Origin of the sequence: Pseudomonas capsici (genome assembly GCF_017165765.1) — a bacterium.
Lineage (GTDB): Bacteria > Pseudomonadota > Gammaproteobacteria > Pseudomonadales > Pseudomonadaceae > Aquipseudomonas > Aquipseudomonas capsici.
Genome location: NZ_JAFGZD010000025.1, coordinates 1 through 13,789, shown reverse-complemented (window position 1 = coordinate 13,789; position 13,789 = coordinate 1). Strand labels below are relative to the sequence as shown.

11 protein-coding genes and 1 riboswitch are annotated in these 13,789 nt (G+C 60.0%); of the genes, 7 read left to right on the top strand and 4 right to left on the bottom strand.

Translation table 11 applies throughout. The features are described 5' to 3' along the window. Positions 1 to 48 precede the first annotated feature (48 nt). Together JSY17_RS23005 and otnI are read left to right on the top strand one after the other, a co-directional pair. Positions 49 to 1,506, top strand: a complete 1,458-nt coding sequence (locus JSY17_RS23005; RefSeq protein WP_117184421.1) for a GntT/GntP/DsdX family permease — start codon at positions 49 to 51, stop codon at positions 1,504 to 1,506. A gap of 21 nt (positions 1,507 to 1,527) precedes the next feature. Then, entirely contained in the window at positions 1,528 to 2,307 is a 780-nt protein-coding gene (gene otnI / locus JSY17_RS23000) for a 2-oxo-tetronate isomerase (RefSeq protein ID WP_200998724.1), read from the top strand. 45 nt (positions 2,308 to 2,352) lie between these two features. Here otnI and JSY17_RS22995 read toward each other — a convergent pair whose 3' ends face one another. Beyond that, a complete protein-coding gene (locus JSY17_RS22995) occupies positions 2,353 to 2,751 on the bottom strand; it encodes an acyl-CoA thioesterase (protein ID WP_025262222.1) in 399 nt (132 codons plus the stop codon). A 166-nt stretch (positions 2,752 to 2,917) separates the two neighbouring features. Further along, positions 2,918 to 3,022: riboswitch (S-adenosyl-L-homocysteine riboswitch) on the top strand. Positions 3,023 to 3,045: 23 nt separating this feature from the next. On the opposite strand from JSY17_RS22995, the gene ahcY reads away from it, so the two are divergent. The 3 genes from ahcY to JSY17_RS22980 all read left to right on the top strand — a co-directional run bounded on the left by ahcY (position 3,046) and on the right by JSY17_RS22980 (position 7,734). Next, the gene (gene ahcY / locus JSY17_RS22990; RefSeq protein WP_117165451.1) at positions 3,046 to 4,455 is read left to right on the top strand and encodes an adenosylhomocysteinase; all 1,410 of its coding nucleotides are present in this window, start codon (positions 3,046 to 3,048) and stop codon (positions 4,453 to 4,455) included. A gap of 187 nt (positions 4,456 to 4,642) precedes the next feature. Beyond that, positions 4,643 to 5,488, top strand: a complete 846-nt coding sequence (gene metF / locus JSY17_RS22985) for a methylenetetrahydrofolate reductase [NAD(P)H] (protein ID WP_117165524.1) — start codon at positions 4,643 to 4,645, stop codon at positions 5,486 to 5,488. Positions 5,489 to 5,853: 365 nt separating this feature from the next. Then, positions 5,854 to 7,734, top strand: coding sequence for a DEAD/DEAH box helicase (locus tag JSY17_RS22980; RefSeq protein WP_117165450.1), 1,881 nt, complete (start codon positions 5,854 to 5,856; stop codon positions 7,732 to 7,734). A 107-nt stretch (positions 7,735 to 7,841) separates the two neighbouring features. Here JSY17_RS22980 and JSY17_RS22975 read toward each other — a convergent pair whose 3' ends face one another. The 3 genes from JSY17_RS22975 to JSY17_RS22965 form a co-directional block, all read right to left on the bottom strand. Further along, on the bottom strand, positions 7,842 to 8,420 hold the full coding sequence (locus JSY17_RS22975) for a YceI family protein (RefSeq protein ID WP_117165449.1): 579 nt from the start codon (positions 8,418 to 8,420) through the stop codon (positions 7,842 to 7,844). 33 nt (positions 8,421 to 8,453) lie between these two features. Further along, complete coding sequence (locus JSY17_RS22970) at positions 8,454 to 9,002, bottom strand: cytochrome b (RefSeq protein ID WP_122370692.1); 549 nt, start codon at positions 9,000 to 9,002, stop codon at positions 8,454 to 8,456. A gap of 344 nt (positions 9,003 to 9,346) precedes the next feature. Beyond that, positions 9,347 to 11,167, bottom strand: a complete 1,821-nt coding sequence (locus JSY17_RS22965; RefSeq protein ID WP_206403093.1) for an FAD-dependent oxidoreductase — start codon at positions 11,165 to 11,167, stop codon at positions 9,347 to 9,349. A gap of 187 nt (positions 11,168 to 11,354) precedes the next feature. Here JSY17_RS22965 and JSY17_RS22960 point away from each other — a divergent pair, with 187 nt between their 5' ends. Both JSY17_RS22960 and JSY17_RS22955 read left to right on the top strand, forming a co-directional pair. Then, positions 11,355 to 12,761, top strand: a complete 1,407-nt coding sequence (locus JSY17_RS22960; RefSeq protein WP_117184418.1) for an adenosylmethionine--8-amino-7-oxononanoate transaminase — start codon at positions 11,355 to 11,357, stop codon at positions 12,759 to 12,761. A 121-nt stretch (positions 12,762 to 12,882) separates the two neighbouring features. Next, on the top strand, positions 12,883 to 13,602 hold the full coding sequence (locus JSY17_RS22955) for a 16S rRNA (uracil(1498)-N(3))-methyltransferase (protein ID WP_117184417.1): 720 nt from the start codon (positions 12,883 to 12,885) through the stop codon (positions 13,600 to 13,602). The last annotated feature ends 187 nt before the right edge of the window (positions 13,603 to 13,789 follow it).

Sequence of the window (13,789 nt, the reverse complement as noted above, 5' to 3'; positions counted from 1 at the left end):
CTATTGCTCAGCGTTTGTCTCGCTCAACCTCTGCGGGAGTGCACAGGCATGACTCCTTTCATGTTGATGGCTATTGCGGGTGCAGGTATCGCACTGCTGCTGTTTCTGGTTCTCAAATACAAATTCCAGCCTTTCGTGGCCCTGATGCTGGTCAGCATCATCGTGGCGCTGGTGGCCGGTGTGAAACCGGCCGATCTGGTCGCAACCATCGAAGGCGGCATGGGCAAGACCCTTGGCCACATCGCGATCATCATTGCCCTGGGCGCGATGATCGGGCGCATCATCGAGCTGTCGGGAGGCGCAGAAGCACTGGCCAGAACGCTGATCGACCGCTTCGGTAACAAGCGCACGCCACTGGCACTGACAGTCGCGGGCTTCATGGTCGGTATCCCGGTGTTCTTCGAAGTCGGCGTGATCATTCTCATGCCACTGGCCTATGGCGTGGCACGTGCCGCACGCAAACCGCTGCTGATCTTTGCCCTGCCGATGTGCGCCGCATTGCTGGCCGTGCATGCCTTCCTGCCGCCGCATCCGGGCGCCGTGGCCGCTGCCAGCCAGTTGGGCGCAGACCTGGGTCGTGTCTTGATGCTGGGTATTCCGATGGTCGCGGTGCTGTGCATCATCGGTTACTTCGTGGCCGGGCGCATGACCCGCAAGACCTATCCGATGACCGACGATATCCGTAGCGAAGTCTACGGTCCGCATGTCACCAACGAAGACCTGGAAGCCTGGGCGCGCAACGACTATTCCACCGTTCGCGAAACGACTCAGGCCAAGACGCTGGGCGGCGAAGAAAGCGCCAGCAGTCTGGCAAGCAAACTGCCGCCAGCCCCTGCACCGGGTTTCGGGCTGATCATTGCGCTGATTCTGCTGCCTATCGTGCTGATCCTGCTGGGTACACTGGCCACCACCATGCTGCCCGCAACGTCCACGTTGCGCAGCATTCTGACCGTCCTCGGTGCGCCACTGGTTGCGCTGCTGATCGATACCCTGCTGTGCGCCTGGTTGCTGGGCACACGTCGCGGCTGGAGCCGTTCCCAGGTGTCTGACGTGATCGGCTCGGCACTGCCGGGCGTGGCCATGGTGATCCTGATCGCCGGTGCCGGTGGCGTGTTCGGTAAAGTGCTGGTCGATACCGGTATCGGTGCGGTGGTTTCCGAAGCCTTGCGCAATACCGGCCTGCCGGTTCTGGCTCTGGGCTTCCTGCTGACCATGCTGCTGCGTGCCGTCCAGGGTTCCACCACTGTGGCGCTGGTCACCACCGCCGGTATCCTCAGCCCGCTGATCGCCACGCTGGATCTGAGCGCCAACCATCTGGCCTTGCTCTGCCTGGCAATGGGCGGTGGCGGTCTGGCCATGTCGCACATCAACGATGCGGGTTACTGGATGTTCACCAAGCTGGCGGGCCTGAACGTCGCCGACGGCTTGCGCACCTGGACCGTACTGGTCACGCTGCTGGGTACATTGGGCTTCGTCCTGACCCTGCTGCTCTGGCCCTTCGTCTGACCTTTAGAGACTGGAGTTAACATGCCTCGTTTTGCCGCCAACCTCAGCATGCTGTACCCCCAGCATGATTTTCTTGAGCGCTTCGCCGCAGCCGCTGCCGATGGTTTCGGCGCGGTCGAGTATCTGTTTCCCTACGACTACAGCCCCCAGGAGCTCAAGCAACGCCTGAGCGACAACGGTCTGGTGCAGGCGCTGTTCAATGCTCCACCGGGAGACTGGGCAGCCGGTGAACGAGGCATTGCCACACTGCCGGGCCGCGAAGCTGAATTTCGCAGTGGCATCGAGCGTGCGCTGGAATACGCTCAGGTACTGGGCAATGACCGGATTCACGTCATGGCAGGCCTGCTGCCCAGCGAAGACCTGCGTCAGCGCCATCAGGCGGTGTATCTGGAAAACCTGGCGTTTGCCGCTGAACAGGCCAGGGCGGCCGGCATCACCGTGCTGATCGAGCCGATCAATACCCGCGACATGCCGGGCTTCTTCCTCAATCGTCAGGATCAGGCACAGGATATCTGTCGTCAGGTGGGTGCCGACAACCTCAAGGTCCAGTTCGACTGCTACCACTGCCAGATCGTCGAAGGCGACCTGACCGCCAAACTGCGTCGTGACTTTGCAGGCATTGGCCATATCCAGATCGCTGGCGTGCCGGATCGCCACGAACCGGATCTGGGCGAGCTGAACTACGCGCACCTGTTCGAGGTGATCGACCAGTTGGGCTATAAAGGCTGGATCGGTTGCGAATATCGTCCGAAGGGCGATACCAGTGAAGGTCTGGCGTGGCTGCGCCAACTGCAGGGCTGACCACCTGCCGTCCTGCCTCAAGCCCTTGAGGCAGGACGCCTCTCTTTATTCTTCCGGGATGTCGAACTGATCCTTGATGTAGCGGATTTCAGTACGGCCATGGGGCGCAGGCAATCCGTCGTCGCCCAGGTTGACGAACACCATCTTCTCTACCGTCAGGATGCTCTTGCGAGTGATCTTGTTACGGACCTCACACATCAGAGTGATCGAAGTACGCCCGAACTCGGTGGCAGTAATTCCCAGCTCGATGATGTCGCCCTGGCGCGAAGCACTGACGAAGTTGATTTCCGAGATGTACTTGGTCACCACACGCTGATTGCCCAACTGGACGATGGCGTAGATCGCAGCCTCTTCATCGATCCAGCGCAGCAGACTGCCGCCAAACAGCGTACCGTTGGGGTTGAGGTCTTCGGGCTTGACCCACTTGCGGGTGTGGAAATTCATATTCACTCCTGAGCAACTGTCAATGGATGCCTGTCTTGACGGCAGCATACCTAAAAACCCCGTGTCCGGGATTTCACCGATAGAAAACCTTGGGAAGAATCGTCAGCGCAGCTATACTGCCAACCGTTTCAAAACGGTCATCTTCACTTGATACCGTTCCCGCCACCTGTCCGAGGGGCGCTGCAGCAGGTTTTCCCTGTCAGGCTCGGATGGGGCGTTGTTTGACCGGTCCACTGGTCAAGCCTTAAACGCACAACGGCGCCCATTCGCATTTTTATGGAATGGAGACTCTCAATGAGTGCTGTAATCACGCCTGCAGAATTCAACGATTTCAAAGTGGCCGATATTTCCCTGGCTGCCTGGGGCCGTCGCGAAACCATCATCGCCGAGTCCGAAATGCCAGCCCTGATGGGGCTGCGCCGCAAGTATGCGGGTGAACAACCGCTCAAGGGCGCGAAGATCCTCGGCTGCATCCACATGACCATCCAGACCGCCGTGCTGATCGAAACCCTGGTCGCACTGGGCGCTGAAGTTCGCTGGTCGTCGTGCAACATTTTCTCCACCCAGGATCAGGCCGCTGCCGCCATCGCCGCTGCCGGCATTCCTGTGTTCGCCTGGAAAGGCGAGACCGAAGAAGAATACGAGTGGTGCATCGAGCAGACCATCCTCAAGGATGGCCAGCCATGGGATGCCAACATGATCCTCGACGACGGCGGCGACCTGACCGAGATCCTGCACAAGAAATACCCGCAGATGCTCGACCGCATCCATGGCGTGACCGAAGAAACCACCACTGGCGTACACCGTCTGCTGGACATGCTGGCCAAGGGCGAGCTGAAAATCCCGGCCATCAACGTCAACGACTCGGTCACCAAGAGCAAGAACGACAACAAGTACGGCTGCCGTCACAGCCTGAACGACGCCATCAAGCGTGGTACCGATCACCTGCTGTCCGGCAAACAGGCACTGGTCATCGGCTACGGTGACGTGGGCAAGGGCTCTGCTCAGTCCCTGCGTCAGGAAGGCATGATCGTCAAGGTCACCGAAGTCGACCCGATCTGCGCCATGCAAGCCTGCATGGACGGTTTCGAAGTGGTTTCGCCGTTCATCAACGGTGAAAACGACGGCACCGAGGCCAGCATCGACAAGGCCCTGCTGGGCAAGATCGACCTGATCGTGACCACCACCGGCAACGTCAACGTCTGCGACGCGAACATGCTCAAGGCGCTGAAAAAACGCGCTGTGGTGTGCAACATCGGTCACTTCGACAACGAAATCGACACCGCTTTCATGCGCAAGAACTGGGCATGGGAAGAAGTGAAGCCACAGGTTCACAAGATCCACCGCACCGGCGCTGGCTCTTTCGATCCACAGAACGACGACTACCTGATCCTGCTGGCCGAAGGCCGTCTGGTCAACCTGGGCAACGCCACAGGCCACCCGAGCCGCATCATGGACGGCTCGTTCGCCAACCAGGTTCTGGCCCAGATCTTCCTGTTCGAGCAGAAGTACGCCGACCTGTCGCCAGCCCAGAAAGCCGAGCGCCTGACCGTTGAAGTACTGCCGAAGAAACTCGACGAAGAAGTGGCCCTGGAAATGGTCCGCGGCTTCGGCGGCGTCGTGACCAAGCTGACCAAGACCCAGGCCGACTACATCGGCGTGACCGTCGAAGGTCCGTTCAAGCCACACGCTTATCGTTACTAAGTAGCGGCAAGCTTCAAGTCTCAAGCAGCAAGTAAAAGCATTTCGCTTGCTTGCTGCCTGGGCCTGAAGCCTGCTCCTTTTATCGCTATCATGCAGCCGTGAGCTGTAAGCTCCAGACTCTTGAGACCGGCGCACAGCCCTCTTGCAGCCTGGAGCTTGAAGCTTGCCGCTGGAGGCTCCCTCCATCATGTCCCAAGACCGTCGCTTCAGCTTCGAGTTCTTCCCGACGAAGACCGATGCTGGACATGAAAAGCTGCTGACCGTTGCCCGTCAGCTGGCCAGCTACAACCCCGATTTTTTCTCCTGCACCTACGGTGCCGGTGGTTCTACCCGCGACCGCACGATCAATACCGTGCTGCAGCTGGAAAACGAAGTCAGAATCCCTGCCGCACCGCACCTGTCGTGCGTGGGTGACAGCAAAGCCGAATTGCGCGAGCTGCTGACCCAGTACAAGAATGCCGGTATCAAACGCATCGTCGCCCTGCGCGGTGACCTGCCATCCGGCATGGGCATGGCCAGCGGTGAACTGCGCTATGCCAGCGACCTGGTTTCCTTCATCCGTGAAGAAACCGGCAGTCACTTCCATATCGAAGTGGCGGCGTACCCGGAGATGCACCCTCAGGCTCACAACTTCGAAAGCGACCTGAAAAACTTCGTGCACAAGGCCAATGCCGGTGCAGACAGTGCGATCACCCAGTACTTCTTCAATGCCGACAGCTACTTCCACTTCGTGGAGCGCGTGCAGAAGAAAGGCGTGAACCTGCCGATCGTGCCGGGCATCATGCCTATCACCAACTACAGCAAGCTGGCGCGTTTCTCGGATGCCTGCGGTGCGGAAATCCCGCGCTGGGTTCGCAAGCAACTGGAAGCCTATGGAGACGACATCCAGAGCATCCAGGCGTTTGGCGAGCAGGTCATCACCGAAATGTGCGAACGCCTGCTCGAAGGCGGCGCACCGGGCCTGCACTTCTATACGCTCAACCAGGCAGAACCGAGCCTGGCCATCTGGAACAACCTGAAGCTGCCACGCTGAAAGGGTCATCTCCAGGCAGGATCTTTCGGCATCCAATATCCGAAAGGTCCTGCAGCAAAAACCGTTGGGCAGCATGACAGCAGCGCAGCGCGTTTGCTCTGTTATACTCCAGCCTTCCCGCCAGGCTTACGCCCGGACGCTCGGTCTTGCAGAAGCCATCTCGATCACGAAAACAGCGCATTTCCAACACGCGCCGATGACCCGAGATGAATCAAAGACCCCGCAGGACCGGACGGGATCGCGTCTTCTCAGTCTCTGTACACAAGGTCGGCAATCAAGCGATTGGCCGCTTCTACAAGAGCTGAACGTCATTCGCGCCAGGCAGACTATCCCTTGAGCTCAGCTCCAACAGAACAGGATTACTCATGTCCTTTGCTTCCCTCGGTCTCTCCGAGGCTTTAGTCCGCGCCATCGAGGCAGCGGGCTATACCCAGCCTACTCCGGTGCAACAGCGGGCCATTCCCGCCGTGTTGCAAGGTCGCGACCTGATGGTTGCGGCACAGACAGGTACTGGTAAAACCGGTGGCTTCGCCCTCCCGATCCTGGAGCGGTTGTTCCCCAACGGTCATCCGGACAAATCCCAGCGTCATGGCCCGCGCCAACCGCGCGTACTGGTCCTGACCCCGACCCGCGAACTGGCTGCCCAGGTGCATGACAGCTTCAAGCTGTATGCCCGCGACCTGAAGTTCGTCAGCGCCTGCATCTTCGGCGGTGTCGGCATGAACCCGCAGGTCCAGGCCATGGCTCGTGGCGTGGACGTGCTGGTGGCCTGCCCGGGCCGTCTGCTCGACCTGGCCGGACAAGGCAGCGTCGATCTGTCCCACGTTGAAATCCTGGTGCTCGATGAAGCAGACCGGATGCTCGACATGGGCTTCGTCCACGATGTGAAGAAGGTCCTTGCCCGCCTGCCGGCCAAGCGCCAGAACCTGCTGTTCTCGGCGACCTTCTCCAGCGACATCACTGCCCTGGCCGGCAAGTTGCTGCACAACCCCGAGCGCATCGAAGTCACGCCACCGAACACCACGGTCGAGCGCATCGAACAACGGGTTTTCCGCCTGCCAGCCAACCACAAGCGTTCGCTGCTGGCGCACCTGATCACTCAGGGTGCATGGGAACAGGTTCTGGTTTTCACCCGCACCAAGCACGGCGCAAACCGTCTGGCCGAGTACCTGGACAAGCACGGTCTCAGCGCTGTCGCGATCCACGGCAACAAGAGCCAGAACGCCCGCACCAAGGCCCTGGCCGACTTCAAGGCCGGTGATGTACGTATCATGGTCGCCACCGATATCGCCGCCCGCGGCCTGGATATCGATCAGTTGCCGCACGTGGTCAACTTCGAGCTGCCCAACGTCGATGAAGACTACGTGCACCGCATTGGTCGTACGGGCCGTGCAGGCCGCACCGGCGAGGCCATCTCGCTGGTTGCGCCGGACGAAGAGAAACTGCTCAAGAGCATCGAGCGTATGACCCGTCAGAAAATCCCTGACGGCGACCTGATGGGCTTCGACATCAATGCAGTCGAGGCTGAAAAGCCTGAAGTTCGTGAGCGTCCGGACGTTCGCAACCCACGCGCACCTCGTGCGCCACGTGGCGAAGGCGAAAAGAGCAGCAACAACGGCGGTCGTCGCGACAAGGGCAAGGACAAAGGCAAGGAAAAACCGGCGGCTGCAGCTGCAGCATCCGGCGAACGTCCGGCACGCCAGCCACGCGAAAGAAAGCCTCGTGAAGGTACGCCACGCGAGCAACGCCAGTCGCAACCACCGCGCCCGGCTGCCGATCGCGCCCCCGACGAGTTCCTGGATGACGATGTGGATAACTTCGGCAACCGCGCTGATTATGTAAGCCCTTATCAGGGCAAGAATCAGGGCCGTGGCCGTCGTCCGGGAGCACCTGCTGCACCGGGCGCTACGCCCGCTGGAGCTGGTCGTCCGCAGGGCTCAGGCCGCCAGGGTAACCCTCGCAGTTCGGGCAGCGGCGCTCCAGCCAAACGCAATGGCTCGGGTTCCGGCCAGCGCAATGGCAGCGGCAGTGCCCGTGACGGTCAGCAACGCAACCGCCGTCCGCCACGTGACGATCGTCAGGAGCCAGCCGTTCGCGGTCCTCGTGAAGGCCAGCAGTCTCAGCCGAAGATCATGCACAAGGAATCGAAAATCGACCGGTTCCCTTCTGCCGAGCAGCTCGATCAGTTGCCAAGCCGCCCACGCGGTGAAAAGCCGGCCCTGCTGACTCGTAATCGCGAGAGCTGACAGCACGGCTGAAACAGAAACGCCCCGACTGGTTCGGGGCGTTTTTGTATGCATCGCAAAAACAGGAACGCCGACACAAGGCCGGCGTTCCGTCGATCAGGTAACCCTTACTTCTTCTGGATACCTTCGAAGGTAATGTCCAGGTTCAGCGTCTGGGAAGTCGGACCTGGGCCTTTGATGCCGAAGTCGTTCAGGTTCAGAGTGCTGGTGCCGTTGAAGCCGGCACGGTAGCCGCCCCATGGATCCTTGCCTTCGCCGTTGAAGGTCGCCTTGATCACGATCGGCTTGGTGACGCCGTGCAGGGTCAGGTCGCCAGTGACGTCAGCGGTTTTCTCGCCAGTGGATTTGACGCTGGTGGAAACGAACTTGGCCTCTGGGTATTTGCCAGCGTCCAGGAAGTCCTTGCTGAGAATGTGCTTGTCGCGCTCGGCATGGTTGGTGAACAGGCTGGCGGTTTTCAGCTCGACAGCGATCTTGCTGGCTTCAGGCTTGGCAGCATCGAAGCTGAAAGTACCGTCCCAATCCTTGAAAGTGCCATGGATGAAGCTGTAGCCCAGGTGGCTGATCTTGAAATCGATGAAAGCGTGCTGGCCTTCCTTGTCGATCACGTAATCGGCAGCCATCGCCTGACCGGCAGACAACAGAGCAGTACCAAGAGCCAGAGCAGCGAGAGACTTCTTCAACATGTTTTTATTCCCATTCCCGTTTTGGTTGAACAATCAGTTACGACCCAACATACGTTTTAAGGTCACGTCACGATCGATGAAGTGGTGTTTCAGTGCAGCCAGACCATGGAACCCCGCAAAAATCACGATGGTCCATGCCAGATAAAAGTGAATCCAGCCCGCAGTCTCCGACTGGCCGGGCAGACCACTGATCAACGCTGGAACCTCGAACAGACCGAAGACCGGAATTCCCACGCCATCGGCCGTGGAAATCAGGTAACCGGCGAACATCACGGCAAACAGAGCGACATACAGAAACAAGTGACCGAATGCAGCACCGATGCGCGTCAGCTTACTGTAGCTGGCCAACGGCGCAGGCGGCGGGCTGAGCAGACGCCAGACCACACGGAACAGCATCACGGCAAACAGCGTGATGCCGATGCTCTTGTGCAGATCGGGCCCGGCCTTGCGCCAGCTATCGTAATAATCCAGCCCCATCATCCATAGCCCAAGCCCAAACAACCCGAAGACCACAACAGCCACGCCCCAATGCAGCACCATGCCGACCAGACCGTAGCGAGAGGATGAATTACGTAACTGCATCGCAAATACCCTGTGATAAGTGTTACCAGACTAGCTTTTTATCTATCGAATGAAAGCGCAAAATTTTGCTCTGAAATATCGAAAAACATGATGAGTATTTTTCTACCTTCGAGCTTTCGATTCTCGACCCGAACCCTTTTCGATGATCTCGGGCCGTTCTGCTGGCGCAGCATCTCGATAAATTAAGCTCAGTAACACTGTGCCATGACCGTCGGCATTTCGATGGCGATGAACGGCACTATTCCGAAAGTTCCACTACACAGCCGGTTTATAGAGAACGAATCGAGCGCGCATAAAAAAAGGCGCGGTATCTATCCGCGCCTCTTCTGTCAGCGATGGCTGCGTCAGTTCTTGACGTCGGCCGGTGCCGCTTCGGTTTTGGCCGGTGTCTTGGGGGCTGCAGCCGGTTTGGCAGGCGCCTTTTCCTTCGCAGGCTCCTTCTTGGCAGCCTCTTTTTTCACTGGCTCCTTTTTTGCGGTTTCCTTGGCCGGTGCCTTTTTGGCTGGCTCGGTCTTGGCCGGAGCCTTCTTGGCGGGCTCGGCTTTGGCAGGCGTCTTGGCTGGCTCGGCCACTGGCGCAACCACCGGCGCGGCCGGGACAGGCGCAGGTGCAGGCGTCGGGGCAGGCGCTGGCTCAGGTGCTTTCTCCACCGGCTTCTCGGCAGGTTTTTCTGCAGGTTTGTCGGAGGAATCACCGAAACCGAACAGATTGCTGAAGAAACCACCTTCCGGCTTCTTCACCGCAGGAGCAGGCGCCACTGGCGGAACCACCTTGACCGGCTCGAACGATTTGCCAGCCGCCAGATCCTGCACCTGACTGGCTGCACGCTGACCGCTGCGCAGAGCGCCTTCCAGTGTGCCCGGGTACAGAGCATCGGTGTGCTCACCCGCAAAAGCTACACGCTGTACGGGCTTTTCCCACAGACGCCAGTATTTGCTGATCTGGCCGGGACCAAATGCCAGATAAGAACCGCCGGTTGATGGATCGATGCTGTAGCGACGGATTTCATAACCGGTGTAGGCACCACGCGCCTGTGGATAAAACGTGTGCAGACGAATCAGCACCTGATCGACCAGTTGCTTGTCGCCAAATGCCTGCATGATCCGGGCATTGTCGCCAGACAGGTTGATCACCACATTCGCACCGCCCTTGAGCGCTGGCTCGATCCACAGCATGCCCAGGCCGGTATTGCTGAACACCTCGCCCGACATGCGCGCCTTGCTGTCCCAGACCGGCGTCTTGAACTTGAGCATGATCTGGTCGCGCCAGCCATAGTTGGTGCCCTTCAGAGCGCCCAGGTGCCGGGCATCCAGTGCCGGGGTCATCTGAATGTTGCCCAGCGAGCGCAAAGGCACGGCCAGCACCACATAATCGGCGCTGTAGCCGACAGTACCGACCTTGACCGTGACGCTGTCCTTGTCCTGCACGATGGCCGAGACCGCAGAACTGGTCTTGATGGTCTTGAGCTGCTTGACGAACGCCTGGGCCAGCACCGCACTGCCGCCGGGCAGGCGTGCAGCGCGCTGATCGCGCTCGTCCACGCCACGGTAGACCCGCGACTGCTGAGCGAAATACAGCAGCGACAGGCGCGAAGGTTCGTCATAGCGGGTGCGGATCTGCTGGTTGATCAACTGGCGCGCCGTCGCAGGCAGATTCAGACGATCCAGCCAATTGGCCACGTTGATCTGGTCCAGGGCGAACAGCGTGCTGTTGGCAGCCGGGTTTTCCGGGTCTTCGATGGAGCGAGCCAGGTTGTCCAGGGTTTCCTCGTAGCGCTTGATGGCCTCGGCAGTCGCCGGTTGCTTGAGCGCCAGATCGGCCTGGGTGAAATGCACGCCATCGATCAGGTAGCTGGGAGTACGCACGAACTCGGGAGCCGGCACGCTCTGGATCTTGAAGCTGTCCAGATAACGGTTCAGCACCGGCTGCGCCTTGGCATTGCCGATCCACTCGCTGGTGGCCAGACCGGAACGGCCACCGATATTGGGGCGGGCCTCCAGCAACGTGACCTGCCAGCCTTTGTTCTGCAACTCATACGCCGCCGTCAGGCCTGCCAGCCCGCCTCCGACAACAATGGCCGTACGTTGTTTTTCATTGGCGAACGTCGAAACGCTGACCAGACCTATCACCATCAGCGCACACGCGCGCAGCCACCCAGAAAGCATTCCGCGAACTCCGAAAACGTGGGGAAAATTGCCAGAAACAAAGAAGAGGCGCGCAGCATACGCCAGCCATAAAATGCCCGCCAGCGATGTTCAAACGATACAAATGGTTGTCCCACAGCCGGGCATTGCATAGGCTTGCGCGATTGTTCGCCCTCGCGTCATGCGAGTCGTTACCCGGAGATTGCCAATGGGCCTGAATGACCAGTGGATGCAACGTGACCTCAAGGTCCTGTGGCACCCCTGCACGCAGATGAAAGATCACGAAAACCTGCCACTGATCCCAATCAAACGCGGTGAAGGCGTCTGGCTGGAAGACTTCGAAGGCAAGCGTTATCTGGATGCCGTCAGCTCCTGGTGGGTCAATGTGTTCGGTCATGCCAACCCGCGCATCAATCAGCGGATCAAGGATCAGGTCGACCAGCTTGAGCATGTCATCCTGGCAGGCTTCAGCCATCAGCCGGTGATCGAGCTGTCCGAGCGACTGGTCAAACTCACGCCCGAAGGGCTGACACGCTGCTTCTACGCCGATAATGGTTCGTCCTGTATCGAAGTCGCGCTGAAAATGAGCTTTCACTACTGGCTCAACCGCGGCAAGCCGGACAAGAAACGCTTCGTGACCCTGACCAACAGCTATCACGGCGAAACCATGGCCGCGATGTCGGTGGGCGACGTACCGCTGTTCACCGAAACCTACAAGGCGTTGCTGCTCGATACCCTCAAGGTGCCGAGCCCGGACTGCTATAACCGTCCGCAAGGCATGAGCTGGGAAGAACACTCGCGCAATATGTTCGCCGCCATGGAGCAGACCCTGGCCGAACATCACGACAGCGTGGCGGCAGTGATCGTCGAGCCGCTGATCCAGGGTGCAGGCGGCATGCGCATGTATCACCCTGTCTATCTCAAACTGCTGCGCGAGGCCTGTGACCGCTACGGCGTGCATCTGATTCACGATGAAATCGCCGTGGGCTTCGGTCGTACCGGCAGCATGTTTGCCTGCGAACAGGCCGGGATCCGCCCGGACTTCCTGTGTCTGTCCAAGGCACTGACCGGCGGTTATCTGCCACTGGCCGCCTGCCTGACCACCGACGAAGTGTACGACGCCTTCTACGACGACTACCCGACACTGCGCGCCTTCCTGCATTCCCACAGCTACACCGGCAACCCGCTGGCCTGTGCGGCGGCGCTGGCGACCCTCGATATCTTCGAGCAGGACAATGTCATCGAGAACAACAAGGCGCTGGCACAGCGCATGGCCACTGCCACGGCGCATCTGGTGGATCATCCCCATGTAGCCGAAGTGCGCCAGACCGGCATGGCGCTGGCCATCGAGATGGTCCAGGACAAGGCAACCAAGACCGCCTATCCGTGGCAGGAACGCCGTGGCCTGCAGGTTTTCCAGCACGCACTGGAACGCGGCGCGCTGTTAAGGCCACTGGGCAGCGTGGTGTACTTCCTGCCGCCGTACGTGATCACCCCCGAGCAGATCGACTTCCTGGCCGAAGTCGCCAGCGAGGGTATCGACATCGCGACCCGCAGCAACATCAGCGTGGCCGTGCGCGAGAACTTCCATCCGGACTTCCGGGATCCGGGATAGGGGCATTCGCGGGCAAATCCCCTCCCACAGGAACCCTGTGGATCTGGTGGGAGAAGGCTTGCCCGCGACAACTCAAATTCCAGAATCCAGACGTTTACATCACCGAACACCGAGAACCACCATGAGACTGTCCCGCTTCTTCACCGACGCCACCCTGAGCCTGGGCGAACACGAATTGCCCGAGGCTCAGGCGCACTACATCAGTCGCGTCCTGCGCATGACCGAGGGCGATGCGCTGCAACTGTTCGACGGTTCGGGCACGGAGTTTCGCGGCACGCTGGTGGAAGTCGGCAAGAAACGCGTGCGTGTCCAGCTCTCTGAAAGCCTGGCCGGACAGATCGAATCGCCACTGCGCATTCATCTGGGCCAGGGCCTGTCGCGTGGCGAGCGGATGGACTGGGCCATCCAGAAAGCCACGGAGCTGGGTGTCAGTGAAATCACCCCTATCGTCAGCGAACGCTGCGAAGTCCGCCTCAAGGACGAACGAGCAGAAAAGCGTCAGGCGCACTGGCAACAGATCGCAATCAGCGCCTGCGAGCAATGCGGCCGTTCGGTGGTGCCGGTGATTCATGCGCCGATGACGCTGGCCGACTGGCTCAAGCAGACCGAGGCCGACCTCAAGCTGGTCCTGCACCCGGTCGCCGAAGCCCTGACCAGCCATGATAAACCGACGACCCTGGCCTTCCTGATCGGCCCGGAAGGCGGTCTGAACGACGCGGAAGTCGAGCAGGCCAAAGCTGCCGGCTTCCACGCCGCCCGCCTCGGCCCGCGCGTGCTGCGCACCGAGACAGCGCCGGTGGTGGCGCTGAGCGTGGCGCAGCAGTTGTGGGGGGATTTCTAAGGCACCGCTGGTGATGTGGGAGATCACCCGCCGCCGCGCTGTCGCGCAGCAAACAGGTGTCATGTATTGCGGATGAGGGTTCGGCCCCGCCTGACGGCGGGGTTACTTCGCCAACGTCGCGTTCTGCGGTGCTCTCACGACCGCGGCAAAGAGCTTTTCTGCTTTTGCTTGTGCTTTTATGAACCGA